At 72.8% G+C, this 24,445-nt stretch carries 22 protein-coding genes; 8 read left to right on the forward strand and 14 right to left on the reverse strand.

Annotated elements, in window-relative coordinates:
- Positions 1–462 precede the first annotated feature (462 nt).
- The 4 genes from ACFYTT_RS14740 to trmB form a co-directional block, all read right to left on the reverse strand.
- Positions 463–1,107, reverse strand: coding sequence for a hypothetical protein (locus tag ACFYTT_RS14740; protein ID WP_131053384.1), 645 nt, complete (start codon positions 1,105–1,107; stop codon positions 463–465).
- A gap of 41 nt (positions 1,108–1,148) precedes the next feature.
- Complete coding sequence (locus tag ACFYTT_RS14745) at positions 1,149–2,651, reverse strand: hypothetical protein (protein WP_387259496.1); 1,503 nt, start codon at positions 2,649–2,651, stop codon at positions 1,149–1,151.
- A 121-nt stretch (positions 2,652–2,772) separates the two neighbouring features.
- Entirely contained in the window at positions 2,773–5,277 is a 2,505-nt protein-coding gene (locus ACFYTT_RS14750) for an RNA helicase (RefSeq protein ID WP_131055960.1), read from the reverse strand.
- Positions 5,278–5,352: 75 nt separating this feature from the next.
- Complete coding sequence (gene trmB / locus ACFYTT_RS14755; RefSeq protein WP_131055958.1) at positions 5,353–6,063, reverse strand: tRNA (guanosine(46)-N7)-methyltransferase TrmB; 711 nt, start codon at positions 6,061–6,063, stop codon at positions 5,353–5,355.
- 137 nt (positions 6,064–6,200) lie between these two features.
- On the opposite strand from trmB, the gene ACFYTT_RS14760 reads away from it, so the two are divergent.
- Positions 6,201–6,749: a hypothetical protein gene (locus tag ACFYTT_RS14760; RefSeq protein ID WP_387259499.1), complete on the forward strand. Its 549-nt coding sequence runs from the start codon at positions 6,201–6,203 to the stop codon at positions 6,747–6,749.
- Positions 6,750–7,089: 340 nt separating this feature from the next.
- Positions 7,090–7,728, forward strand: a complete 639-nt coding sequence (locus ACFYTT_RS14765; protein ID WP_387259785.1) for a class F sortase — start codon at positions 7,090–7,092, stop codon at positions 7,726–7,728.
- An 85-nt stretch (positions 7,729–7,813) separates the two neighbouring features.
- Here ACFYTT_RS14765 and ACFYTT_RS14770 read toward each other — a convergent pair whose 3' ends face one another.
- From ACFYTT_RS14770 to ACFYTT_RS14780, 3 genes are all read right to left on the reverse strand, one after another.
- A complete protein-coding gene (locus tag ACFYTT_RS14770; protein WP_131056324.1) occupies positions 7,814–8,125 on the reverse strand; it encodes an antibiotic biosynthesis monooxygenase in 312 nt (103 codons plus the stop codon).
- 110 nt (positions 8,126–8,235) lie between these two features.
- Positions 8,236–9,033, reverse strand: a complete 798-nt coding sequence (locus ACFYTT_RS14775; RefSeq protein ID WP_131056326.1) for an exodeoxyribonuclease III — start codon at positions 9,031–9,033, stop codon at positions 8,236–8,238.
- A 136-nt stretch (positions 9,034–9,169) separates the two neighbouring features.
- Entirely contained in the window at positions 9,170–10,081 is a 912-nt protein-coding gene (locus ACFYTT_RS14780; RefSeq protein WP_387259502.1) for a proteasome assembly chaperone family protein, read from the reverse strand.
- A gap of 195 nt (positions 10,082–10,276) precedes the next feature.
- On the opposite strand from ACFYTT_RS14780, the gene ACFYTT_RS14785 reads away from it, so the two are divergent.
- Positions 10,277–11,032 (forward strand): EcsC family protein, encoded by a 756-nt coding sequence (locus ACFYTT_RS14785; protein WP_131056330.1) that lies wholly within the window; start codon positions 10,277–10,279, stop codon positions 11,030–11,032.
- 23 nt (positions 11,033–11,055) lie between these two features.
- Here the strand turns inward: ACFYTT_RS14785 and ACFYTT_RS14790 are convergent, their stop codons facing one another.
- Both ACFYTT_RS14790 and ACFYTT_RS14795 read right to left on the reverse strand, forming a co-directional pair.
- Complete coding sequence (locus ACFYTT_RS14790) at positions 11,056–11,901, reverse strand: GDSL-type esterase/lipase family protein (protein WP_176093230.1); 846 nt, start codon at positions 11,899–11,901, stop codon at positions 11,056–11,058.
- A 119-nt stretch (positions 11,902–12,020) separates the two neighbouring features.
- Positions 12,021–12,617: an antibiotic biosynthesis monooxygenase gene (locus tag ACFYTT_RS14795; protein WP_131054577.1), complete on the reverse strand. Its 597-nt coding sequence runs from the start codon at positions 12,615–12,617 to the stop codon at positions 12,021–12,023.
- A gap of 121 nt (positions 12,618–12,738) precedes the next feature.
- On the opposite strand from ACFYTT_RS14795, the gene ACFYTT_RS14800 reads away from it, so the two are divergent.
- The 3 genes from ACFYTT_RS14800 (at position 12,739) to ACFYTT_RS14810 (ending at position 15,502) form a co-directional block, all read left to right on the forward strand.
- On the forward strand, positions 12,739–13,002 hold the full coding sequence (locus ACFYTT_RS14800) for a DUF6343 family protein (RefSeq protein ID WP_131054576.1): 264 nt from the start codon (positions 12,739–12,741) through the stop codon (positions 13,000–13,002).
- Between the two features lie 14 nt (positions 13,003–13,016).
- The gene (locus tag ACFYTT_RS14805) at positions 13,017–14,429 is read left to right on the forward strand and encodes an NADP-dependent succinic semialdehyde dehydrogenase (RefSeq protein WP_387259506.1); all 1,413 of its coding nucleotides are present in this window, start codon (positions 13,017–13,019) and stop codon (positions 14,427–14,429) included.
- Between the two features lie 104 nt (positions 14,430–14,533).
- Positions 14,534–15,502 (forward strand): TIGR03885 family FMN-dependent LLM class oxidoreductase, encoded by a 969-nt coding sequence (locus ACFYTT_RS14810; RefSeq protein WP_131054574.1) that lies wholly within the window; start codon positions 14,534–14,536, stop codon positions 15,500–15,502.
- A gap of 101 nt (positions 15,503–15,603) precedes the next feature.
- On the opposite strand, the gene ACFYTT_RS14815 is transcribed toward ACFYTT_RS14810, so the two are convergent.
- Both ACFYTT_RS14815 and ACFYTT_RS14820 read right to left on the reverse strand, forming a co-directional pair.
- Positions 15,604–16,128 (reverse strand): GNAT family N-acetyltransferase, encoded by a 525-nt coding sequence (locus ACFYTT_RS14815; protein WP_387259509.1) that lies wholly within the window; start codon positions 16,126–16,128, stop codon positions 15,604–15,606.
- Between the two features lie 167 nt (positions 16,129–16,295).
- Positions 16,296–18,908, reverse strand: coding sequence for a glycoside hydrolase family 9 protein (locus ACFYTT_RS14820; RefSeq protein ID WP_387259512.1), 2,613 nt, complete (start codon positions 18,906–18,908; stop codon positions 16,296–16,298).
- Positions 18,909–19,130: 222 nt separating this feature from the next.
- On the opposite strand from ACFYTT_RS14820, the gene ACFYTT_RS14825 reads away from it, so the two are divergent.
- The gene (locus ACFYTT_RS14825; protein ID WP_131054571.1) at positions 19,131–19,859 is read left to right on the forward strand and encodes a PP2C family serine/threonine-protein phosphatase; all 729 of its coding nucleotides are present in this window, start codon (positions 19,131–19,133) and stop codon (positions 19,857–19,859) included.
- Positions 19,860–20,000: 141 nt separating this feature from the next.
- Here the strand turns inward: ACFYTT_RS14825 and hrpB are convergent, their stop codons facing one another.
- The 3 genes from hrpB to ACFYTT_RS14840 form a co-directional block, all read right to left on the reverse strand.
- Positions 20,001–22,511 carry an ATP-dependent helicase HrpB gene (hrpB, locus tag ACFYTT_RS14830; protein WP_387259788.1) on the reverse strand — a complete coding sequence of 837 codons (2,511 nt, stop codon included), beginning with the start codon at positions 22,509–22,511 and terminating at the stop codon, positions 20,001–20,003.
- 73 nt (positions 22,512–22,584) lie between these two features.
- The gene (locus tag ACFYTT_RS14835) at positions 22,585–22,785 is read right to left on the reverse strand and encodes a DUF397 domain-containing protein (RefSeq protein ID WP_176093234.1); all 201 of its coding nucleotides are present in this window, start codon (positions 22,783–22,785) and stop codon (positions 22,585–22,587) included.
- 42 nt (positions 22,786–22,827) lie between these two features.
- Positions 22,828–23,670 (reverse strand): helix-turn-helix transcriptional regulator, encoded by an 843-nt coding sequence (locus ACFYTT_RS14840; RefSeq protein ID WP_131052410.1) that lies wholly within the window; start codon positions 23,668–23,670, stop codon positions 22,828–22,830.
- A gap of 143 nt (positions 23,671–23,813) precedes the next feature.
- Here ACFYTT_RS14840 and ACFYTT_RS14845 point away from each other — a divergent pair, with 143 nt between their 5' ends.
- Positions 23,814–24,440 carry a GPP34 family phosphoprotein gene (locus ACFYTT_RS14845; RefSeq protein WP_131052409.1) on the forward strand — a complete coding sequence of 209 codons (627 nt, stop codon included), beginning with the start codon at positions 23,814–23,816 and terminating at the stop codon, positions 24,438–24,440.
- Positions 24,441–24,445 lie beyond the last annotated feature (5 nt).

Consider the following 24,445-nt stretch of genomic DNA (forward strand, 5'->3'; position numbering starts at 1 on the left):
CGGGAGTGGATGAGGCAGCAATATCGGTGAAGTTGCGCGGATCTTCGGAGCCTCGGAAGAGTCGCCCGCGTAGTTCCGGGGGCCGTCTGGGAGATACCGGCATGGGCACACCCTGGACGGGCGCGCGGCGTCTCCGCTGTCCCTGTGGACAACCTGTCGCCCGCTGACAGCCCCCGCCTGTGGACAACGGCAGCCGACATCGGAGCAACGTGGTGCCCTCGGCGGCCAGTGGACCTGTCGGCGGCCACTGCGTCGCCGGGCCTGATCCGCCGCTGGGCTGGATCCCGGTGGGCCGTGGCAGCGGTGCACCCCGACTCGGCGGGCGGGTGGTCCGGCACCGGCTGGCACCGGACCACCACCGAGTCCGAAGAGAAGCGGAGAACAGACCGACAACAACGGGATGATCAATTGCGGACGTGCGGACGTGCGGACGTGCGGACGAGAGGGGTGGGGGAGGGGGCGTCAGGCGGCGGCGGACCAGATGGCGCGGAAGGCGGCGGCCTCACCGGCCAGCCAGCGTTCGATCTCGTCGGGCCTGGCGCTGTCGGGCATCCGGTAGGTGGTGCCGCGCCGGACGTCGACCAGGACCGGCTCGGCGTGCGGCAGGACGGCGTCCATGTGGCGGGCGGTCAGGTGCAGGGCGGCCAGGGTCGCCTCCTCGCTGGGCGGCGCCTCGTCGAAGTGCAGGCGGACCGCTTGGGCGCGGCCGTCGGCGTACCGGATGCCGAAGTGGGGGTTGATCTTGATCGGTAGGTCGCCGAGCATGGCCAGGGCGTCGCGGGTCTGGGCCAGGTTGATGGTGGCCGGCTCGCCGAGCGAGTGCAGCCAGGCGGTCGCGCCGGGGATCAGGGCCTGGTAGAGCGGTCGCCAGCGGGGCTTGACCACGTCGACCACCTGGGTCAGGTGGGTGCCGCCGGTGTGGAAGGCGATGTCGGCCTTGAGTGCCTTGACGAACTGGCCGTGCGGGTTGAACCCGGAGCGGCTGGCCCGCTGCCGACGCAGGCCGCCGACGAAGCTGGCCTTGGTGGGCCCGGTGCGGCCGACGTACCGGGTGAAGCCGAGGAGGGTGGCGTACGGCGTGAGGGGGGCGGAGGTGGGCGCTGTCACGAGCATCCTCCCAGGTCAGGAACTCGATTAGTACATACATTCTAATCGACGGGTCTGACATCGCCCAGAGGAGATAAGGGGCTGATCGGACTGCTCTGGCGGGTGCGTACCGGCCAGGTTCGGAACCCTGACCGGAGCGGCGCGAACGGAGCGGTCCGCACCGTGGGTCGACGCGGCGTGGGTGCTGTCCGGCGGGCCGGCGGCGGCGTCCGGCGCGGCCCCGCCGCCACCGGGGCCGGCATCGAGGCCGCTGGCGGTGCCGGCGTCGGTGCCGGGGTGGGCGGTCGGGTCACGAGCAGCAGCGCCACCAGCAACCAGACCACCGTCGCCACCCGGTTGACCGTGGTGGTGGGCAGTCCCAGCGACCCGACGACGACCACGACCAGTAGCCCGGCGCCGAAGCGCACCACGGCGCGGTCGGTCCGGCGGCGGGACCGCCACCAGAGTACGACCAGCATGGTCAGGATCGCGGACTGCGCCACCACGCCGAGGACGCCCGCCATCACCAGTGCCTCCACCCACACCGAGTCGTAGGCGACCCGCAGGCCGTCCATGCCGAAGCCGGTCCACGGCGAGTGGGTGAACACGATCCCGGCGGCGTCGGCGAGCGTCGAGTTCTCACCGAACCGGCGGGCCGAGTACAGCGACAGGAGGCTGCCGGACTGCTCGCCGGGGGTGAGCCACGCGTCGAGGAGCATACCGCCGATCGGCGAGTCGGGCCGCCGCGCCTGATGATCGAAGACGGCCAGGACGCCGCCGACGGCGAGGGCGGCGCCGACGCGGGTACGCCACGGCGAACCGGCCCAGGTCTGCCAGATCGCCACCGGCAGCCCGACCAGCAGGAAGATCTTGGACGCGGTGAGGAGGCCGCCGATGGTGAGGAGCACCCCGGCGGCGGCGAGCGGGACGGGTCGGCGACGCAGCAGGAACACGGCGGCGACCAGCCCGAGGCTGTACATGACCCCGGCCTCGGCGGGCTGGTTGAAGACGCCCGAGTAGCGGCCCATCGTGGCGGCCCGTTCGGCGGTGGTCACCGTGCCGGCGTCGCCGCTCCACCAGGCGGTCAGGATGTGGTCGTACGCGCCGGGGTCCATCAGCATCGCGTACGCCAGGATCGCGTTGGCGGCGAGGACGGTGACGAGCGTCCCGGCGGCGAACCGCAGCAATCGCAGCCGGTCGACGTCGCCCGAGACGATCAGATAGCCGGCGGCCAGGACGATCGCCGGCAGGAGCAGGTTGTCCAGCCCGGCCCAGAAACCGACCGTGCGCATTCCGGTGGAGAGGTGGGCGTCGCCGATCGACGCCACGGCGGCGACGACCGGATAGGCCACGAGCAGGGCGGCGAGCGCCACGACCGGCCCGGGGGCGGTCGGTAGGCGTCGGGCACGGGCCAGGAACGCGAGCACCGCGACGACGCAGACGGCGAGCTGCTCGGTGCGGACCCCGGAGACCACGTACGGGCCGAAGGACGCCGCCACGAGCACCACGACGGCGCTGTCGGCGGAGCGCTGCCCGGGTTTGATCCGTCGCCTATGTGATGGCATGTGAGCGTCGACCCCCACTGTTGAGGAACGCCCCATTTTGTGCCGACAATCCCTGGGCACGCCGACGCCCCGGAACGCTCGGCGCGTCGCGCTGCCGGTGCCCGTGGGATGGAGCGGATTCCTACAGTTGGCCGACGTCGGTGACGCGTACCACCGCTGCCCCCGCCTCGTCGGAGGCGACCAGGTCGACCTCGGCGCTGATGCCCCAGTCGTGGTCGCCGTCCGGATCGTCGAGGATCTGCCGGACGGTCCACCGCTCGCGGCCCTGTTCGATCATGAGCAACGCGGGCCCACGGGCGTTCGGGCCGGTGCCGATCTCCGGGTACGACTCGAAGTACGGCTCCAGCGCGTCCGCCCAGGCGTCGGCGTTCCAGCCGGACTCGACGTCCAGCTCGCCGAGGGCGTCCCAGTGCCGCAACGCCGCCAGTTCCACCCGCCGGAACAGGGCGTTGCGCACCAGCACCCGGAACGCCCGCGCGTTGCGGGTCACCGCGACCGGACGGTCGTCCAGGGCGGCGGCGACGTCGGGCAGGTCGCCCGGGTTGCGCAACCGCTCCCACTCGTCGATCAGGCTGGAGTCGACCTGCCGGACCAACTCGCCGAGCCACTCGATCAGGTCGACGAGTTCCTCGGTCTTGGCCTCCTCGGGCACCGTCTGCCGCAACGTCTTGTACGCGTCCGCGAGGTAGCGCAGCACCAGCCCCTCGGACCGGGACAGCCCATAGAACTGCACGAACTCGGTGAACGTCATCGCCCGCTCGTACATGTCCCGGACCACGGACTTGGGGGAGAGCTGGTGGTCGGCCACCCACGGATGCCCCTGCCGGTACATCTCGTACGCGTTCTCCAGCAACTCGGCCAACGGCTTCGGCCAGGTCACCTCGTCGAGCAGTGCGATGCGGGCCTCGTACTCGATGCCGTCGGCCTTCATCGCGGCGACCGCCTCGCCACGGGCCTTGAACTGCTGCGCGGAGAGCACCTGGCGCGGGTCGTCGAGGATCGACTCGATCACTGACAGCACGTCGAGCGCGTACGACGGGGACTCGGTGTCCAGCAGCTCGATGGTGGCCAGCGCGAGCGGCGACAGCGGCTGGTTGAGCGCGAAGTCCAGCTGGAGGTCGACGGTGAGTCGTACCCGTCGCCCGGTCTCGTCCGGCTCGGGCAGTTCCTCGACCACGCCACCGGCCCGCAGCGCCCGGTAGATGGCGATCGCCCGGCGGATGTGCCGGCGCTGCGCCGCCGCGTCCTCGTGGTTGTCGGTGAGCAGGTGCCGCATCGCGGCGAACGCGTCACCGGGGCGGCCGATGACGTTGAGCAGCATCGAGTGGCTGACCTGGAAGCTGGAGGTCAGCGGCTCCGGCTCGGCCGACACCAGGCGGTCGAAGGTGGGCTGGCCCCACCCGATCGACCCCTCCGGCGGCTTCTTCTTGACCACCTTGCGGCGCTTCTTGGGGTCGTCACCGGCCTTGGCGAGCGCCTTCTCGTTCTCGATCACGTGCTCGGGGGCCTGCACGACGACCCGGCCGAGAGTGTCGAAACCGGCCCGCCCGGCGCGGCCGGCGATCTGGTGGAACTCACGGGCCTTGAGCAGCCGGGTACGCACACCGTCGTACTTGGAGAGGCCGGTGAAGAGCACGGTGCGGATCGGCACGTTGATGCCGACGCCGAGGGTGTCCGTTCCGCAGATGACCTTGAGCAGTCCCGCCTGGGCGAGCGTCTCCACCAGCCGGCGGTACTTGGGCAGCATGCCGGCGTGGTGCACGCCGATGCCGTGGCGGACCAGCCGGGACAGCGTCTTGCCGAAGCCGGAGGTGAACCGGAAGCCGCCGATGGCCTGGGCGATCATGTCCTTCTCGGCGCGGGTGCAGACGTTGACGCTCATCAGCGCCTGTGCGCGCTCCAGCGCGGCGGCCTGGGTGAAGTGCACGACGTACACCGGGGCCTGCTTGGTCTGCAGCAACTCTTCGAGCGTCTCGTGCAGCGGCGTCATCGCGTACGAGAAGAGCAGCGGGACCGGCCGCTCGGCCGAGCGGACGACGGCGGTCGGCCGACCGGTGCGCCGGGCCATGTCGTCCACGAACCGGGTGGTGTCGCCCAGCGTGGCCGACATCAGCACGAACTGCGCCTGCGGCAGCTCGATCAGCGGCACCTGCCAGGCCCAGCCCCGGTCGGGCTCGGCGTAGAAGTGGAACTCGTCCATGACGACCTGCCCGACGTCGGCGCGGCTGCCCTCGCGCAGCGCCAGGTTGGCCAGGATCTCCGCCGTGCAGCAGATGATCGGCGCGTCGGCGTTGACGCTCGCGTCGCCGGTGAGCATGCCGACGTTCTCCGCGCCGAACACCTCGCAGAGCGCGAAGAACTTCTCCGACACCAGGGCCTTGATCGGCGCGGTGTAGAACGTCGTCCGGCTGTCGGCCAGCGCGGCGAAGTGCGCGGCGATCGCCACCAGGCTCTTGCCGGAACCGGTCGGCGTATTCATGATCACGTTCGCGCCGGAGACGATCTCGATGACCGCCTCCTCCTGGTGGGGATAGAGGTCCAGACCGCGCTCGGACGCCCAGCTGGCGAACGCGTCGTAGAGGGTGTCGGGGTCGGCGGTCTTCGGCAGCGCGGCGGTGAGTGTCATGGCCGGTCCATCGTGCCTTCCGTAACCCCACAAACGCCAACCGGCCCCGACCCCCGCACCCGCGACGGCGGCGGCTCAGCGGCGGCGGTACATCAGGTCGGCGATCGGGCGTCCCGCCCGCAGCGCCCGCCGTTCGAACCGGGTCACCGGTCGGTGCGCCGGCCGGGGCGCGAACCCGTCGTAGAGGTTGACCAGGCCCGGGTCGGCGTCGAGCGTCACCCGCATCGACGCCGCGTACTCCGCCCAGTCGGTCGCGCAGTGCAGCGTGCCGCCCGGCGCCAACCGGGACCGCAGCACCGCCACGTGCGCGGGCTGGATCAGCCGCCGCTTGTGGTGCCGCGACTTCGGCCACGGATCCGGGAAGAACACGTGCACCGCGTCCAGCGAGTCGGTCGGCAGCAGGCGGAGAAGGTCCAGCGCGTCGCCCTCGGCGATCCGGAGATTGCCCAGCTCACGCTGGTGCACGAGGTCCAGGAGGTTCGCGATTCCCGGCGTGTGCACCTCGACCGCCAGATAGTCTCGATCCGGGTCGGCGGCGGCCATGTCGGCGGTCGTGTCGCCCATGCCGGACCCGATCTCGACCACCAGCGGTGCCCGCCGGCCGAAGAGGTCGACCGGATCGAGTCGGTCGACGTCGGCCACCCGCAGGGCGTACCTCGGCCACAGATGCGTCAACGCCGCCGTCTGACGGTCGCTCATCCGGCCGCCACGCGGGTGGAAGGTGCGGATCGGTCGCGCCGGGTACGGCGGCGCGGACGCGGTGGGATGCGGGTCGGTGGAGGTCACAGCGAACCGAGCCTACGCGAGCTTCGCGCCGGATCGGATGTGAGGTACGACCGGGAGTGAGACCATCATCCCGTACGGCAGACCGGGTGTCCGCAGCGGCGCCCGGCGACTGCTCCGGCGCGCCGGGAGGGGGCATCGTGTCAGGGACGCGTATTCGTCGGGTGCCCTCGGTCGCCGCCCCGCTGCTGCTCGCCGCCGCTCTGCCTCTGCTCGCGGCCCTCCTCGTCGCACCGGTGCTGCCGGCCGGCCCCGCGCGGGCCGCCGCCCCACAGCCCGGCCCGAACGTCTTCGTCGAGGTCATGCCCAGCACCGTCGAACCGGGACACCTGGTCGGCCTGCGGGCGAGCTGTCAGGACAACTCGGTCGGCGCGATCGTCGTCTCGGATGCCTTCGGCCGGGTCGCGGTGCAGCCGCAACGCGGCCTGCTGCACGGGACGGCCATGGTCAAGGACCGGGTGCTCCCGGGCAACTACCGGGTCAAGCTGGAGTGCCGGGGCGGCGAGACCGCGTCCACGATGGTCCAGGTGGTACGCCAGATAAAGCCCAGCCGAGGCCCGGCTACCGGATTCGGCGGCGGTGCCGGTGGGGTCGCCTCCGGTCTGCTGCTGCCCGGCGGGCTCGCGCTGACCGTCACCGGCATGGTCGTCTGGGTCGCCGCCACCCGTCGGCGCGGCACGGGCGGGTGAGCCCGCCGTGCCCGCCCCTCGCGCGCCCCGACCCACCGGCTCCGGCGGTACGCCCCGAACCGGCCGTCCGTCGCCCGTCGCCGGTGCTCCGCGCAGCCGCCCGGTAGGCAGCCCGCCGCGTTTCGACCTCTTCGTGCCCGATCCGCCGCGTCCGTGGGCACGCCTTCCCGTCGACACCCCGCCGCCGGGTCCGGGCGTACCGCCGCCGGGCGTGCCACGGCCGGGTCCGGGCGTTCCACCTCCGGGGCGGGCGTACCCGACCGACCTGGACGGGCCGATCCCGCCGGATGTGGAGGGTCGGGCCCCGGTCGGCGCCGCCGCCCGCGTCCGGACCCGTCGCGTGGAACGGGTCGAGCGGTCCGGCCGTCGCCCGTGGTCGCTGCCGCTGGCCGTGGTGCTGGTGCTGGTCGGTGTCTTCGCCACCGGGGCCGGGTTGGGGCGGACCGCCGGTTCCCCGCTGGGCTGGGCCGCGACCGGCGGCGATCAGACGTCGGCCTCGGCACCCATGGCGCGGACCGCGGCCCGACCGGTGAGCCTCTCGGTGCCCTCGATCGACGTCTCCGCCCCGGTGAAGCCGGTCGGCGACGCACCGGACGGCACGATCGGGGTGCCGCCGCTGAGCCGGCACCAGGAGACCGGCTGGTACGACCGGGGGCCGGTCCCCGGCGACCCCGGCCCGGCGGTGATCGTCGGGCACGTGGACACCAAGAGCGGCCCCTCGGTCTTCTACGACCTGGGCAGGCTCCGGGTGGGCGACACGGTCGAGGTGAATCGGGAGGACGGCTCGGTGGCGGTCTTCACCGTGGACTCCGTCGAGCGCTTCCCCAAGGACCAGTTGCCGGCCGACCGCGTCTACGGTCACGACGGTCCACCGACTCTGCGGCTGATCACCTGCGGCGGCGAGTGGCTCGGTGGGCCGGACGGCTACGCCGACAACGTGATCGCCTTCGCCAGCCTCACCACCACCCGCCCCGCCTGACCACTGTGCCGGCGTCGTCGTCGGCGCGGCCCGACCCGGCCTCGCTCTCCCTCGGTGCCACGCGCCAGAAAGCGGGCGGCTGCGGTCAGGGAACCTGCTGGACGACCTCGAACTCCAGGAGGCTGGCGCCGGAGGCGACCGGGGGACGCTGCTCGGCACCGGGCGGGGCGGCGTGGGCGGCACGGGCGGGACCGTTGGCCCAGTCCTGGTACGCCTGCTCGGTCTCCCACCGCGTGTACACGAAGTAGCGGCTCTCGCCGGCCACCGGGCGCAGCAGCTCGAAGCCGAGGAAACCGGGGGAGTTCTCCACGGCGCGGGCGCGGGCGGCGAAGCGCTTCTCCAGTTCCTCGCCGGCACCGGGTGGGACGTCGATCGCGTTGATCTTCACAACTGCCATGTCTCCACCCTAGACCTGGATGAGCGCAGCAGATCTTGGTACTCGGATGCCCCACGAGGGGCCGTCGCGTACCAGGATCGGCGGGAGAGGTCGCCGGGCGGTGGGGGAGGTCAGAAGGACTCGACCGTCGGGACGAGGTCGACGTCGACCACGATCGGCGCGTGGTCGGAGGGACCCTTGCCCTTGCGGGCCTCCCGGTCCACGTACGCGGAGCGGACCGCACGGGCCACCGGCGCCGAGGCGTACACCAGGTCGATTCGCATGCCCTTGTTCTGGTGGAACATCCCGGCCCGGTAGTCCCAGTAGGTGTACGGGTGCGGCCCCTTCATCGGGGTCGGCACGACGTCGGTGAGACCGAGGTCCCGCAGCGCCGCCAGCGCGGCCCGCTCGGCGGGCGTGACGTGGGTGGAGGTCGCGAACAGGGCCGGGTCCCACACGTCCTCGTCGGTCGGGGCCACGTTGAAGTCGCCGCAGACCGCCAGCGCCGGCCCGCCGGTGAGTTCCGCGTCCAGCGCGTCCCGCAGCGCCGCCAGCCAGGCCAGCTTGTACGCGTAGTGCGGATCGTCGGTGGCGCGGCCGTTCGGCACGTACACCGACCAGACCCGCAGCCCGTCGCAGGTGGCGGCGACGGCGCGGGCCTCCGGGTCGGGGAACCCCGGTTCGCCGGGGAATCCGACCGTGACGTCGGCCAGCCCGACCCGGGACAGCACGGCCACGCCGTTCCACCGTCCGTCGCTGTGGCTGGCCACGGTGTAACCGAGTTCGCCCACCTCGGCGACGGGGAACGCGCCGTCGGGGCACTTGGTCTCCTGAAGGCAGACCACGTCCGGCCCGGTGCCGGCCAGCCAGTCCAGCAGTCGGGGCAGGCGGGCCTTCACCGAGTTGACGTTCCAGGTCGCCAGGCGCATGGTGCCAGCCTGCCGTATCCCGGCCCGGCCTGCCCGGTGTCGCCCGAGCCCGGCGGGTCGCGACGGGCGGTGTGCGGTGGCGATCTGTTAGGAGGGGACCCCTGCTATGCACGAGGCGTTAATAAGGTGCCCTTCCTTACACCTCCGGCGGGCGGGTCTGCTCGGCGAGGAAGCGTTCCAGTTCGGCGCCGAGTTCCTCCGCCGTGGGCAGCGGACCGTTCTCGGCGGCCAGCAGGTTCCGCTCACCCTTGCCCCGGGCGTACGCGTCGTACTGCTCCTCCAGGGCCTGCACCAACGCACTGGCCTCGTCGTTCTGCGCGACCTGCCGGTCGATCTCGACCCGGACCACCTCGGCGGCCGAGTGCAGCCCGTCGCGGGGCAGCAGCAGCCCGGTGCTGCGCGACACCGACGCCAGCAGCACCTCGGCGGCGGCCGGGTACTCGGCCTGTGCCACGTAGTGCGGCACGTGGGCGGCGAAGCCCAGCGCGTCGCGGCCCGCCTCACCGAGGCGGAACTCCAGCAGGTGCCCCACACTGCCGGGAACCTGCACCCGTTGCAGCCAGGGCTCGTAGCCGGCGATCAGGTCACGCCGGGTGGCGTGTGCGGTCACGCCGGTCGGACGGGTGTGCGGCACTGCCATCGGGATCGCGTTGAGACCGACGGTGAGCCGGACGTCCAGCCGCTCGCCCAGGCCCGCCACGGCGGCCACGAACCGCTCCCACTGCAGGTCCGGCTCGGGGCCGGTGAGCAGGAGGAACGGGGTCTCTTCGTCGTCGCGCAGCAGGTGCAGCTCCAACGCCGGGGCGTCGTAGCTCTCCCAGTGGTCCTCGACGAAGGTCATCACCGGTCGCCGGGAGCGGTAGTCGAACATCTGGTCGAGGTCGAACCGGGCGATCGGGCGGGCGTCCAGCGAGGTGAGCAACTGCTCGCGGGCCAGCCGGCTCGCGTTACCGGCGTCGACGAAGCCGGTGAGCGCCTGGATCAGGACCGGTTGGCCGAGGTCGGGCAGATCGTCGGTGAGTTCGTAGAGCTCGTGTGGGTCGAGCACCGGTGCGGCCTCCCTGGTGTGCGCGTCACGGGTCGCCGGGTTGGCGGCGTCCCGATCGCCAGAACGTACCCGTCATCCTGATGCATTCCTGTTGCGGCGGGCCGCTCGGCCCGGCATCGGTGTAGCAACAACCGGCGGGGGTACCGCGTTGCCGTCACGAGGTACACATGGATGAAAGTCACCGAAGGGAGAGCGATGAGCGATTCCGTCCCCGCCGACGGTCAGCCCGTCACCCCGGCGCCAGCCGGGCCGGCGTCCGCGGGCGAGGCCGTCGAGGCCCCGCCGGCCACGCTCTGGGACCGCATGCGCCAGGATCCGCAGTACGCGCCGGAGCACCTCGCCATCGAGGCGGTGCGCCGGCTCGGGCCGGAGGCGGCGCGGTGGGCCCGGCAGGCCCGCGCCGACCATCCGCGCCTCACCGAGGAGGCCCTGGCAGAGAAGGCGGTACGCCGATTCGTCAACCGGGCGCGGCTCTCCGGTGCGGTCTCCGGCGCTGCCGGGCTGCCCGGCGCGGTGATCGACGTGGGGGTGCTGGCCTGGACCCAGGCGCGGATGGTGCTGCACATCGCCGCCGCGTACGGGGTGGACCCGACACATCCCGACCGTGCCGCCGACCTGCTGGTGCTGCAGAAGGTGCACAAGGTGGCGGCGAGTGCCCGGCTGGCACTGGGAGTGGCGGCCGGACGGGAACGGGCCGGTGCGTTGTTCGGCGGTGGTGGCGGGCAGCAGGCCCTGAGCCGGGTGATGCTGCGGCTGGGCGTACGGCTGGCCCAGATGGCCGGCGTACGTGCCGCGAAACGGCTCTTCGCCAAGGTGGTGCCCGGCGCTGCGGTCGTCCTCGGCACCTGGGCCAACTCCTCGGCCACCAAGGGGCTCGCCGAACGCTCGCGGGCCCTCTACCGCCGACCCGACGGCCCGCCCATCCCGGCACCCCGTATCTCTCCTGAGTAGTCCGGCGGGCGAGCCGCCGACGGTCAGTCCGCGTAGCCGGAGGAACGCCACGTCACCTCGGCGAGGCGGGACTGGCCGTCGGTGTCGGGGTGGAAGTAGTCCAACCGGTTGACCAGATCCAGGTCGAAGCGGACCCGGTGCACCGCCCCACCGTCGTGGCGGCACCGGGAGCCGTACGCCCGGCAGGCCGCGCGGAGTTGGCTGTTGTAGGCGTCGATCCGCTCCCGGAACTCCGCCCGGCGGGCCCGGTCGGCGGGGGCGTCCGAGGTCGCGTCGGCCAGCAGCGCCGGGCAGACACCCCGCCGCCAGGCGCGGGCCGCCCGCGAGTCGTCGTGGCCGACCTCCCAGAGGCGGTACAGGTCCGGGATGCTGACGACCAGCACCCGCGCCTTCGGGCGGCCCTCGCGCAGCACCCGCAGCCCCCGGTCCACCTCGGCCCGGAACTCGGTCACCGGGGTCATCGCGTCGATCGTGCCCCGGCAGGCGTCGTTGGCGCCGATCAGCACCGTCACGTAGTCGGCGCGGTCGCGTACCGCCCGCTCGGCCTGCCCGGCCAGTGCGGCGGCCCGGGCGCCCGGACGGGCGTGGTTGTGGCCGCGCAGCCCGGGGTTGCGGTCCACCAGCCTGCGGAAGTGGCTCTCCACCCGCAGGCCGTCCCCGGTCGACCAGGAGTTGCGCTCGCATGAGGTCAGGACCAGGCAGGAGCCGAACCCGGTGGTGATCGAGTCGCCGAGCGCCGCGACGACCTTGGGTGAACCGGCCCGGGGTGTGCCGTCGCTCGGGCGTGGTGTCGGTTCCGCGCCGCCCTCGCAGGCGAGCGCGACCAGTGCGAGCAGGCTGACCACGGCGGTGGTCCAGCGTTTAGGCATGAGTTCCCCAGCCTCACAGCACAGAGCGACAGCAGGGTGACTCTACGCGTGGGGCCGGTGGTGCTCCCGTGTCGGTGTCGGAGATGCGGCAGAGAACTGTCGTGGACGAGGGTCGCGTGCTATGCCCGCCACGGGGCGCGGTGGCCGTGCAGCCACCAGTGCAGCGCCCGGGTGATCCGGGGCAGCACCAGATAGGTCATCAGCGGGGTCAGGGTGAGCGTCATGACCAGCACCCGGGCCGCGACAGGAAGGTCCGGCAGGAGATGTCCGGTGAGCAGCGTCGCCGACAGGCTGAGCGGGAAGAACGCCAGCCAGATGGTGATCGCCTGCTTCCAGCGGGGCGGCGAGGCGGGCACCGTCGGCGCCGCGTCGAGCACCTCCACGGTCTCCTCGCGGGGCGGGTCGAACCAGCCCTCGATGCCGGTCCGCCGCTCGACCCGGGTGTGCTCGACGATGCCCTGCGCCGAGGTCAACCACCAGTGCCGCTGCGGCGACTCCTCCCAGCGGCTCAGCGTGTCCGGATCGGCGAAGCGATAGAGCATGTGCCACTCGCCCGAGCCGGGTGCGCTGCGCACCCAACCGGCGCCGAGGAAACCCGGGAACACCTCGGCCAGCGCCGTCCCGGCCCGCATCCACGCCACCATCTCGTCGGTGCGGGCGGGGTCGGCACGTCGGGCCACGGCGACGGTCACCGGCGCGGCAGGGATCACGGTCATGTCCTCCATGTTCCTCGCGCCGACCCGGACCGGCCCCTCGACGGGCGGTCGATGTAACGCAACGCACCACCGGGCCCCGGCGACGACGGTTAGCCCCGGCACCGCCGGGTAGGTGGGGGCGATGACCAGATCACAGCCCCGACGCGCCCGAGGCACGGTCGGCCACGCGAACAGCGCGCTGAACCTGAGGCTCGTACTGGCGGGCTTCGGGCTCGTCTCCATGGTCGTCTTCGCGGTGCTGGCGTTCCGTGCCGATGTGGCCTGGTTGGGTGTCGTCTGCGTCGTTCTCGCGGTGATCGCCGTCGTCGACCTGGCCGTCATCCAACGTCGTCGTGCCGCCCGCCGTCGCGAGGAGCCCGGCGTACGGCACTCGCTCTTCGAGTGACGGGAGAAGCCCTGATGTCCATCGCCACCACCGACCCCCGGACCGGACAGGTGCTCAAGACGTACGAGGCGATGTCCGACGCGCAGGTCGACGCGGCGATCGAGCGGACCGACCTGGCGTACCGGGACCTGCGGTCCACCACGATCGCGCAGCGCGGGCGGTGGCTGGAGGCCGCGGCCGACCTGCTGGAGGCGGAGCGCGACGAGATCGCCCGGCTGATGACCACCGAGATGGGCAAGACCTTCGCCTCGTCGAAGGCCGAGGTCACCAAGTGCGCCAGCGCCTGCCGGTTCTACGCCCGGCACGCCGCCGAGTTCCTGGCCGACCGCCCGGCCGAAGCGTCGGCGGTCTCCGCGACCCGGGCGTTCGTCCGTTACCAGCCGATCGGGCCGGTGCTGGCGGTCATGCCGTGGAACTTCCCGCTCTGGCAGGTCGTCCGGTTCGCCGCACCGGCGTTGATGGCGGGCAACACCGGACTGCTCAAACACGCCTCCAACGTGCCGCAGACCGCGCTGCTGCTGGAGAGCGTGTTCCGGCGGGCCGGTTTCCCCGAAGGAGCCTTCACCACACTGCTGGTCGGCTCCGACGCCGTCGACCGGATCCTGAGCGACCCCCGGGTCCGGGCCGCCACGCTCACCGGCAGCGAGCCCGCCGGCCGCTCGATCGCCCAGATCGCCGGCCGGGAACTCAAGAAGACCGTGCTCGAACTGGGTGGCAGTGACCCGTTCGTGGTGATGCCCTCGGCCGACGTGGAACTCGCCGCCGAGGTGGCCACCACCGCCCGCTGCCAGAACAACGGCCAGTCCTGCATCGCGGCCAAGCGGTTCATCGTGCACGCCGACGTGTACGACGCGTTCGCCGAGGCGTTCGCCCACCGGATGTCGGCCCTGCGGGTCGGCGACCCGATGGACGACGACACCGACGTCGGACCACTCGCCTCGGCACGGGGGCGCGACGAGGTCGACGCCCAGGTACGCGACGCCGTCGACAAGGGAGCCACCGTGCTCTGCGGCGGCGAGAAGCCGGCCGGTGACGGCTGGTTCTATCCGCCGACCGTGGTCACCGACCTGCGGCCGGACATGCGGATGTGGAGCGAGGAGGTGTTCGGGCCGGTCGCCGGGCTGTACCGGGTCGCGTCGTACGACGAGGCGATCGAGGTGGCCAACGGCACCGCGTACGGGCTCGGGTCGAACGCCTGGACCCGTGACCCGCAGGAGCAGGAGCGCTTCGCCACCGACCTGGAGGCGGGAGCCGTCTTCGTCAACGGCATGACCACGTCGTACCCGGAACTGCCCTTCGGTGGGGTGAAGAACTCCGGCTACGGACGGGAGTTGTCGGCGCAGGGCATGCACGAGTTCTGCAACGTCAAGACCGTCTGGGTGGGCGAGGGCGCGGCCACCGCCGGTGCGGGCGCCCACGCCGAGTAGTCGCCGGGCTCGCCGGGATGTAAGCAGGGGTCCCCTGCTATGCACCAGGCGTTAGCAGGGGACCCCTGCTTACATCCCGGCGAGCGTGGGTAGGGAAGGCCGGCATGACGGCGATCGGCTTCCACGCCTCCCACGAGCAGATCCACCCGCGCGCGCTGCTGGAAGCGGTGATCCATGCCGAGCAGGTCGGCTTCGACGCGGCCATGTGCTCCGACCACTTCGCGCCGTGGAGCGAGCGGCAGGGCCACTCCGGGTTCGCCTGGTCCTGGCTCGGCTCCGCGCTCCAGGCCACCGACCTCTCCTTCGGGGTCGTCAACGCGCCCGGGCAGCGCTACCACCCGGCGATCATCGCCCAGGCGATCGGCACCCTCGGCGCGATGTACCCGGGGCGGTTCTGGGCCGCCCTCGGTTCCGGCGAGGCCGCCAACGAACACATCACCGGCGAGGTCTGGCCGCGCAAGGACGTGCGTAACGCCCGGCTGCGCGAGTGCGTCGACGTCATCCGCGCACTGCTCGCCGGTGAGGAGGTCAGCCACGACGGCCTGGTACGCGTCGACCGCGCCCGACTGTGGAGCCGTCCCGAGCAGCCGCCGGCCCTGGTCGGCGCGGCGGTCAGCGTGGAGACCGCCCGCTGGTGCGCCGAGTGGGCGGACGGGCTGATCACCGTCAACGCCGCGCCCGAGCACCTGCGTCGCATGGTCGACGCGTACCGGGAGGCCGGCGGGCGCGGGCCGGTGCATCTCCAGGTGCACCTGAGCTGGGCGCCGGACCAGGCCGACGCCGAGGCGATCGCGTACGACCAGTGGCGCAGCAACGTCTTCGCGCCACCGGTCTGCTGGGACCTGGCCACCCCGGAACACTTCGACGTGGTCTCCGCCGAGGTGCCGATGAGCCGCCTCGCCGAGGTGGTCAACATCTCCGCCGACCTGGGTCGGCACGTGGGCTGGCTGGAGGAGTACATCGAGCTCGGGTTCGACCAGATCGCGCTGCACCACGTCGGGCAGGAGCAGCGTCCGTTCCTCGATGCGTTCGGTGAGCAGGTGCTGCCGAAGCTGCGCGGCCGGAGCGGCTGACCAGCACTGTCCGCAGCCGGTCGGCCGTGGGGCCCGACCGGGACCTGACCTGACCCGGTCCGGACCCCGGGGACCCCGGGGACCCCGGGCCCGGCGGCGGCTCAGTCGAGGCGGCGGGCCAGCACCTGTCCCGGCCACCGCGCGCCGTCCGGTCGGGGCACCGTGAACGGGTCGGTGGCGGTGAAACCCTGCCGCTCGTACCAGCGGACCAACGCGCCGTCGTCGCCCGCGTAGCAGTCCACCCGCAGCAGGTCCACGCCGCGTTCCCGGGCCAGCTCAGCGGCGTGCGCCAGCAGCCGGCCACCGATCCCGGCCCCGGCGTACGCCCGGTCGGTGACGAGCAGGTTCACGTACAGCTCCGGCTCTGTGGCGGGTGGTACGTACTCGGTGGCGGCGCCCACCACCAGCGCGCCGACCGGTTGTCCGGTGATCTCGGCCAGCCACAGTCCGCCGCCGCCGGCCCATCCGTCGGCCTGGGCGATCCGGCGCGGGTCGGACGAGGCCGGCGCGGTGCCCCACTGCCCGGTACGCCCCCGTTCCGCCAACCACGCGATGGCCACGTCGAGCAGCCGCAACACGCTGTCCCGATCCGCCACCCCGCCCCGCCGCACCACGATCTCCGTCATACCGGCCATGCTGCCACGCGACGATCAAGAAGTTCGGGTCCCGATCCAGCGTGGATCGGGACCCGAACTTCTTGATCAACGAGGCGAGGCGGGCGAGGCGGGCGAGGCGGGCGAGACGAGAGGGGGCCGGATGGGGGGCCGGTCGCCGACGGCCCCCCACCCGGGGTTCAGGAGACGGTGCAGGGAGAGCCGTTGACGGTGACCAGGCCGGGGTTGGGGTTGGCCCCCGGCCCGGTGGTGGCGTTGAAGCCGAAGGTCACCGTGCCACCCGGGTTGATCCGGGCGTTGTACGACTCGTTCTTGGCGGTCACCGTGGCGCCGGCCTGGGTCACCTTCGCCGTCCAAGCCTCCCGGACCTTGGCGTCGCCGGTGAAGGCGAAGCGGGCGGTCCAGCCGTTCACCGCGCTGGTGCCGGTGTTGCGGATGGCCACCTGGGCGGTGAAGCCGGTGCCGCCCTGCCAGGAGCCGTAGTTGGTGTACGACACCGAGCACGTCGGCGCCGGTACGGCCGAGGCGTCACCCTGGTCGGCCAGGAACGAGGAGATCCAGGTCAGCGCCGAGTTCCAGTTGATGGCGACCTCGTTGGTGGAGTACGAGGCGATGTCGTCGACGAAGCAGAACATCGGCGCGCACCCGGCCAGCAGTTGCTCCACGAACGGGTCCTGGAGGGCTGCGTTCGGGCCGCCGGCCAGCGAACCGACCGGGGGCTTGGGCATGGACGGGTCCAGTTGGTGGCCGAAGATGCGGCTGTGCTGGTTCTCCGCCGCGTGCTCGCCCCACCCGGTCACGTACGAGATGTTCAGCGCGTTGCGGCCGAAGATGTAGTCCATCGCCTGCACCGCACCGTCGCGGTACTTCGCCTCGCGGGTCAGGTCGAACGCGGTGGCCAGCACGACCGCGTTGTTGATCACGTTGCCGTTGCCGCCCCAGAAGTAGCTGCCGGCGTCACCGGGCATGGGCAGCCCGTACGCCTGCCGCTGGATCTCGGCGAGGTAGCCGTCGGCGGCGGTGGTGACCGAGGCGCGAACCCGGGCCAGGTCGGCGGCGGGCAGCCCGTTCGGCACGGTGGCCAGGTCGAGGCGACCCAGCGCGGCGACGCTCTGCCAGCCGAAGCCCCGGACGTCGAAGACGTCACCGGTGTGGTGCGCAGACGCGGTCAGGTCGGTCAGGTACGCCCGCTCGCCGGTGGTCAGGTACAGCTCGGCGGCGGCCCAGTAGAACTCGTCGGTGACGTTGCTGTCGTCGTACGCGCCGCCGCCGTTGCCGTCGGTCGGGCTGGCGTACCGGGTCGGGTTGGCCTTGGCCGCCGCGTACGCGGTCTTGGCGGCGGTGCCGCAGCGCTGGGCGAACGTCGCGTCGTACGGGGCGAACAGTCGGGCGCACTGCGCGGCCACGGCGGCCAGGTTGAGCGTGGCGGCGGTGGACGGCGGGTGCAGTTCACGCGGCTCCGGGTCGTCCTCGGGCTGCAACGGCAGGCCGGTCCAGTTCCGGTCGTGGATCTTGTGGTGGACCATCCCGGCCAGCGGCTTACCGGCCGGCACCTGCATCCGCAGCAGGAACTCCAGCTCCCAGCGGGCCTCGTCGAGGATGTCGGGCACCCCGTTGTCGCGCTCCGGCACCCGCAGCGTGCTGTCGCCGAGGGCGGCACCGAAACCGGCGGTGGCGGCGTTCTTGGTCCGCTCGAAGGTGCTGAGCAACTGGTAGGTGGCGATGCCGCCGTTCACGACGTACTTGCCGTGGTCGCCGGCGTCGTACCAGCCGCCGCGCACGTCGAGCCGGTAGTCGCAGACACCGGCCTGACACGGCACGTCGGTGTCGCCCTGGTTCGGGGCGACGCCCAGGTGGCCGGCCGGTCGGGCGTACTCCTCGCCGACCAGATCGCCGTCGATGGCGATGCCGCTGCGCTGGATGTAGAAGAACTGCAACGCGTCGGAGCGCAGTCGCTCGTAGAGCGCGCCGGAGATGTCGAACGGGTGGCTCACCTCGCCGTCCACGGCGAGCGTCAGGCCCTGCCCGGGGGTGCGGTAGCCGGAGAAGTCGACGGAGTGCACGTTCTGGTCCGACGCCGCGTCGACACCGCGCGGGGTGGTGGTGCCGCTGGCGACCACACTGCCGGAGGCGGCACGCAACTGCCAGGGCAGGGCCTCGGTGGCGTCGGTGACGACCGTGGCGTTCTTGGGGCCGCCGGGCAGGTAGCCGACCTGGTTGACGCGGACCCGGGGGCCGGTGTCCGGCACGTACGGCTCGGGCGGGTTGCCGCCGCGCAGCGAGACGTTGTCCAGGCAGACGGTCTGGCCCTCGGCGGCGCCGCCGACCTGGAAGATGAGCTGGGCGCGCTCGTCGTCCTCGGGCGCCACGAAGGTCCGCTCGACCCGCTGCTGGGTGGGGGTGGCGGCGGCGGTGACCGAGTAGTAGCCGGTGTAGGGGGCGTTGCCCAGTTGCAGCACGGCGGTCACGGCGCTGCCGGGGGTGGCGGTGACGTCGAAGCCGAGGGTGTACTCGGCGCCGGCGACCAGCGCCACCGCGTCCTGGCCGATGCCGGCGTCCCAGGGGTTGGCCAGCCCACCGGCGACGGTGGTGCAGAGTTGGCCGTCGGTCACGCCGAGCGGACCGGTGCCGAAGGAGAACCACGGCGACACGCCGGTGCTGAAATCGCCGTTCGTGATCTGTTCGGGGGCCTCGGCCGGGGGATCGGCGTGGGCGGTGCCGGCGCTCACAGCGGCCAGCGCCACGGTGGTCGCCGCGGCGAGCGCCGCGAGGCGACGTCGGGATGGCGTCACGGATATTCCTTCCGACGAACGGGACGGAATGGTGGTGTGCGTATGCGGGAAACCTGGGAGCGCTCCCAGGTATCGGGCATGTTTCCAGGGTGGACGGGGCGATGTCAATCGATCCTGTCCGATGGGCTCGGAGGTCGTCGGCCAGTGAGATTCGCCGCGCCACGCCCGGCCGTCCTGATCTCCTAGAGACAACGGAGGCCTTCTCCTGGCAGGCTGCGTCCCATGACCCTGAAGCTGCGTTCCGCGGGGGCGAGCGACCGTGGGCTGATCCGCAGCGGCAACCAGGACGCGTTGCACGCCGGGACCTGGCTGGTGGCCGTCGCCGACGGCATGGGCGGGATGGCTGCGGGCGACCTGGCCAGCGCCATCGCCATCGAGGCGGTGGCGCCGCTGGACGTGGAGATACCCGAGCACGCGCTCGTCGCCGCGTTGCAGGACGGCATCCAGTCGGCCACCACCCGGATCCGGCAGGCGGTGGCCGAGGACCCGCAACGGCAGGGGATGGGTACGACGCTGACCGCGCTGCTCTTCGCGCGTACCGGGAGCTGCCTGGCGCTGGCCCACGTGGGCGACTCCCGGGCGTACCTGTTCCGCGACGGCGTGCTCAAGCAGATCACCCGGGACGACACGTTCGTGCAGATGCTCGTCGACCAGGGGGTGATCACACCGGACCAGGCCGGCAGCCATCCCCGTCGGGCCGTGGTCACCCAGGCCCTGCAGGGCGACGAGGTCTCCCCGACCTACGCCACGATGCTGCCCCGACACGGCGACCGCTGGCTGCTGTGCAGCGACGGACTGTCCAACGTCGTCCGTGCCGAGACCCTGGCCGAGGTGCTCCCGGCCCACCCGGACCGGGAGGTGTGCGCCCGCAAGCTCATCGACCTGGCGTTGCGCGCCGGCGGCCCGGACAACATCACCGTGGTCATCGCGGACATCGTCGACGAGCCCTGACGCGCAGCCGCACCCCGACCCGTCGCCGCGTCCAGCCGACGGGTGGGCGCGGCGTTTGCCGGGTGGGCGCGGCGTTTGCCGGGTGTTAGGAAGGGTCCCCTGCTATGCACCAGGCGTTAGCAGGGGACCCTTCCTTTCACGTCAGCCGCGTCCGACGCGGCGGGTGGGTGCGGCCGTGGTCGGGTCCTCCGGCCAGGGATGCCGGGGATACCGCCCGCGCAGTTCGGCGCGCACCTGCCGGTAGCCGGTGCGCCAGAACGAGGCCAGGTCGGCGGTGACCGCCACCGGCCGGCCCGCCGGTGAGAGCAGGTGCAGCAGCACCGGCACCCGACCGCCGCCGACGCGAGGTGCCTGCGCCCAGCCGAAGGTCTCCTGGAGCCGGACCGCCAGCACCGGCGCGGCCGGGTCGGTGTAGTCCACCCGGATCCGGGAGCCGCTCGGCACGGCGATCCGCTCGGGTGCCAGCTCGTCCAACCGTCCCGCGAGTGACCAGGGCAGCAGCCGGCGCAGCGCACCGGCCACCTCGATCCGGGCCAGGTCGGCCCGGCGCCGGGCACCGGCCAGCTCGGGCCCCAGCCAGTTCGGCGCGCCGGCCAGCAGCGCCTCGTCGGTGACGTCCGGCCACTCGTCGCCGAGCGCGTGTCGGCAGAACGCCATCCGGTCGCGCAGCGTCCGCGCCGCCGGCGTCCAGGTCAGCAGGTCGAGGCCGACGTCCCGCAACCCGGCCAGCAGGGCGGCGGCGACCTCCGCCGGTCCGGGCCGGGACAGCGGCCGGTCGACCAGCTCGATGGCGCCCAGGCGGACCACCTCCCGGGCCACCACGTCCCCGCCCGACCAGCCGACCTCCCGGTCGGTCCGCAGCAGCACCGCACCGACCTCGCGGGCGGTCGCCTCGTCCAGCACCGCCGCCCGCCGGATTCGCGCGGCCGGAGCACCGGGCGCCCGGTCCGCCACCGCGACGGCCAGCCAGCCGGCGCCGGCCAGCGACGACCCCGGTGCCAGCTCCGCCGCGGTCCCGCCACTCATCAGGTACGCCGAGCCGCCCGCCCGGCGTACCCGGCCCAACCGTTCCGGGTACGCCAACCCGACCAGCAACCCGGCGGCCAGATCGTCGGGCAGGGCCTTCCCGGCGGGGTCCTCGGCGGTGCCGGTCGGCAGGGCGGTACGCAGTCGGCGTACCTCGGTCCGCCAGCGGGCGGTGGCACCCGGCTCGACGCCGTCGCGCAGTCGACGCCAGGCGGCGGCGAGGTCGTCCCCGGCACCGGCGACGGACTCCTCGGCGAGCAGTGCGACCACCTCGGCGGCGCGCCGGGCGCCCACCCGGGCGGCACCGTCGAGCAGGGCCCGGGCCAGCCGGGGATGCGCCCCGGTGGCGGCGATCGCGCGTCCCCGCGCGGTGATCCGGCCGTCCGGGTCGAGGGCCCCGAGCGTGCCCAGCGTCTCCCGGGCCACCGTCATCGCCGCCACCGGGGGCGGATCCGGCAGCGCGAGTCCGGTGCCGTCCGGTGTGCCCCAGGCGGCCAGGTCGAGGGCGAAGCCGGTGAGGTCGGCGGTGGCGATCTCCGGTTCCGGTTGGGCCGCCAGCCGCTCGTGGGTCGCCGGTGACCAGCAGCGGTAGACGTGCCCCGGTGCCTCGCGACCGGCCCGTCCGGCCCGCTGGGTGGCCCCGGCCCGGGACACCGCCACGGTGACCAGCGCGCCCAGTCCCCGGGCCAGATCCAGCCGGGCGACCCGGGACAGGCCGGCGTCCACCACGGTCCGCACCCCCGGCACGGTCAGACTGCTCTCGGCCACGGCGGTGGCCAGCACCACCCGTCGTCGCGGTCCCGGACGCAGCGCCGCGTCCTGTTCGGCGCCGTCCTGGCGGCCGTGCAACCGGAGCACGTCGACCTGGTCGCGCAGGGCGGCCAAGCGGCCCGCGACGGCCGCTATCTCGCCCACACCGGGCAGGAAGACGAGCAGGTCGCCGTCCTGTTCGTCGAGTGCCCGCCGGACGGTGGCGGCGACGTGGTCGAGCAGCGCCCGGTCGACCGGCCCGGCGCCGGGCGGCGGTACCGGCCGGACCGGCGGCGCCCAGACCCGGGTCACCGGGTGCAGCGCCGAGGCGGCCCGCACCACCGGCGCGGGCGTGGCACCGCCGAGCAGGGCGGCGAAGCGGTCCGCCTCCGGCGTGGCCGACATCGCCAGCAGCCACAGGTCCGGTCGCAGCGCGGCCCGGGACTCCACGCTGAAGGCGAGCGCGAGATCGGCGTCGAGCTGTCGTTCGTGGACCTCGTCGAGCAGCACCGCACCGACGCCGGCCAGCTCCGGGTCGTGCTGCAACCGGCGGACCAGCAGCCCGGTGGTGACCACCTCGACCCGGGTCCGTGGACCGACGCGGCGGTCGCCGCGCACGGCGTAGCCGACCCGGTCGCCGACCCGCTCGCCGAGCAGCGTCGCCATCCGCCGGGCGGCAGCGCGGGCGGCCACCCGCCGGGGCTGGGCGACGATCACGCGGCCGGCGACCGCCTCGGCCACCGCGAGCGGGGCGAGCGTGGTCTTGCCGGTGCCCGGCGGGGCGACCAGGATCGCGGTCCCCGCCGCGCGCAGCGCCGACACCAGCGCCGGCAACGCCGGACGGGCCGGCAGGTCGAGGGGTACGTCGGAGAGCACGGCCCAGTCTCGCACCGGCTCTCGGCCCATGGCCGACGTGTCTGTTCCGTGCTCGGCCGAAGGGGCGGTGGACTCAGCCGGTGCGGACCGCGTCGACGCCGGTGACGAAGGCGTGCCAGGCCGCCGACGGGAAGGTCAGCACGGGGCCGGGGCGGTCCTTGCTGTCCCGTACCGCCACCCGACCGTCGACGACGGCGACCTCGACGCAGTTGCCGTTTCCCACGCTGCGCGTACTGGTGCGCCAGTTAGCCCGGGACAGGTCGAGCGCGGTCATCGCGATCCCTTCGTCGATACCGACTGTGACCGCGCCGAACGGTCACGTAAAGTAACGAGAAGCTTCCTTCAGGCGCACCAAAGACGCCGCTGGATCAAGCGCCAGACGTCGCAGCCTCTCGTGCACAAGGCTATACGAGCGCACCTGCGCGACCTCTTCCAGTGCCAGGCCTGTCGAGAGGTTTTCCAGGTAAACCACGGCTGCGTCGGCCGCGTCGGCAAACGTGAGGATCACGTACGGCGAGTTCATCGCCGGGTGGCCGCCGGCCGCGAATGGAAGTACCTGGATGGTGACGTTCGGTAGCTGTGCGGTGGTTTCCAGGTGGGCGAGTTGCGCCGCCATCACGGCCCGTTCGCTCACGGGGCGTAGTAGTGCCGCCTCGTTCAGCACCACCGACAACTCGGCCGGCTCGTCGCTGCGCAGTACGTCCTGTCGGCGCAGTCGGGCGGCCACCTTGCGGTCGATGTCGTCCTCGCCCGCGGTGAGCCGATAGACCTCCCGGGCGTACGCCTCGGTCTGCAGCAGCCCCGGCACCGCCTCCGCCTCGTACGTGCGCAGGGTGGCCGCCTCGGCCTCCAGTCCGACGTAGAACTCGAACCACTCCGGCAGCACGTCGCTGTAGTGCTGCCACCAGCCCCGTTGCTGGGCGCCCCGGGCGATCTCGATGAGCGCCTCGGCGTCGTTCCCGGTCACCTGGTACAGCGCCAGTGCGGCCCGGACGTCTCGCGGCTTGATGCCGATCTGGGCGTTCTCGATGCGGGACAGGTTGCTCTTGGACATGTCCAGTTGCCGGGCGGCGACGTCCAGGGTCATGCCGGCGCGTTCGCGCAACTGGCGGAGTTCCCGGGCGATGCGGCGGCGGCGAACGGTGGGGCTCGCGGTCACCCTCCGAGTCTGTCACGGGAAAATTCGCAGGTCGCGCCAGCACGGAGTGCAACTGCCGAAAACGGGAGTTGCGTTGCAGTTGCGCTCGGTGCATTCTTGCCTGCGGTTAGCGATCACTATGGACGGCCGGCCAGGGGGGACGAGTGCTCATCGCCGACGAGTTCTTCCTGATCGCCCACAACGACACCCGGGGCAAGGCCAAGCTGCATCCGGCCGCCACCAGCCTCGGCCTGGCCGCCGGCCTGCTCGGCGAGTTGGTCCTCTATGGACACGTGACGGTCGCGGCCGGACAGGTCACCGTGGTCGACCGGCGTCCACCGGCCGACGCGCTGGCGCACACCGTGCTCGACCAGTTGATCGGCGAGCAACAGCACCAGGCGGTGCGGACCTGGCTCAGTTTCCTCGCCCAGACGGCGGTGACCTCGGTGGGGGAGCGGCTGGCGCGGGCCGGGGTGCTGCGCCGCCAGGAGACGCGTCGACTGCTGCGGACCAGCGTCACGTACGTGCCGACGGACCTCAACGTCGCGGCCTGGCCCGCCACCCGGCTGCGCGCCGCGCTGGAACGCGCGGACCCGCCCCACGTGCCCGACGCGCTGCTGCTCGGGCTGGTCGCGGCCGCCGGGCTGACCCGTGAGGTGTTGTGGAGCGCCGGTCCGCGCGCCCACCACCGGCTCAACCTGATCATTCCGGCCCTGCCGGCTCCGCTGAAGGAACTCGTCGGACAGACCGAGGCCGCCGTGGGCGCGGCCGTGCTGCGCGGTCTCCCCTGAGGCGG

The sequence above is a fragment of the Micromonospora sp. NPDC003816 genome (assembly GCF_042874705.1).
In the GTDB taxonomy this organism is placed as follows: Bacteria; Actinomycetota; Actinomycetes; order Mycobacteriales; family Micromonosporaceae; genus Micromonospora.

What these genes read in the sequence shown, in the direction of transcription:
- ACFYTT_RS14835 (WP_176093234.1), bottom strand. Translation starts at nt 22,785, where the DNA reads ATGACCGCGCTCGACCTGTCCCGGGCTAACTGGCGCACCAGTACGCGC.
- ACFYTT_RS14805 (WP_387259506.1), top strand. Translation starts at nt 13,017, where the DNA reads ATGTCCATCGCCACCACCGACCCCCGGACCGGACAGGTGCTCAAGACG.
- ACFYTT_RS14745 (WP_387259496.1), bottom strand. Translation starts at nt 2,651, where the DNA reads ATGCCATCACATAGGCGACGGATCAAACCCGGGCAGCGCTCCGCCGAC.
- ACFYTT_RS14750 (WP_131055960.1), bottom strand. Translation starts at nt 5,277, where the DNA reads ATGACACTCACCGCCGCGCTGCCGAAGACCGCCGACCCCGACACCCTC.
- ACFYTT_RS14815 (WP_387259509.1), bottom strand. Translation starts at nt 16,128, where the DNA reads ATGACGGAGATCGTGGTGCGGCGGGGCGGGGTGGCGGATCGGGACAGC.
- ACFYTT_RS14785 (WP_131056330.1), top strand. Translation starts at nt 10,277, where the DNA reads ATGAGCGATTCCGTCCCCGCCGACGGTCAGCCCGTCACCCCGGCGCCA.
- ACFYTT_RS14770 (WP_131056324.1), bottom strand. Translation starts at nt 8,125, where the DNA reads ATGGCAGTTGTGAAGATCAACGCGATCGACGTCCCACCCGGTGCCGGC.
- ACFYTT_RS14795 (WP_131054577.1), bottom strand. Translation starts at nt 12,617, where the DNA reads ATGACCGTGATCCCTGCCGCGCCGGTGACCGTCGCCGTGGCCCGACGT.
- ACFYTT_RS14775 (WP_131056326.1), bottom strand. Translation starts at nt 9,033, where the DNA reads ATGCGCCTGGCGACCTGGAACGTCAACTCGGTGAAGGCCCGCCTGCCC.
- ACFYTT_RS14810 (WP_131054574.1), top strand. Translation starts at nt 14,534, where the DNA reads ATGACGGCGATCGGCTTCCACGCCTCCCACGAGCAGATCCACCCGCGC.
- ACFYTT_RS14800 (WP_131054576.1), top strand. Translation starts at nt 12,739, where the DNA reads ATGACCAGATCACAGCCCCGACGCGCCCGAGGCACGGTCGGCCACGCG.
- ACFYTT_RS14790 (WP_176093230.1), bottom strand. Translation starts at nt 11,901, where the DNA reads ATGCCTAAACGCTGGACCACCGCCGTGGTCAGCCTGCTCGCACTGGTC.
- ACFYTT_RS14825 (WP_131054571.1), top strand. Translation starts at nt 19,131, where the DNA reads ATGACCCTGAAGCTGCGTTCCGCGGGGGCGAGCGACCGTGGGCTGATC.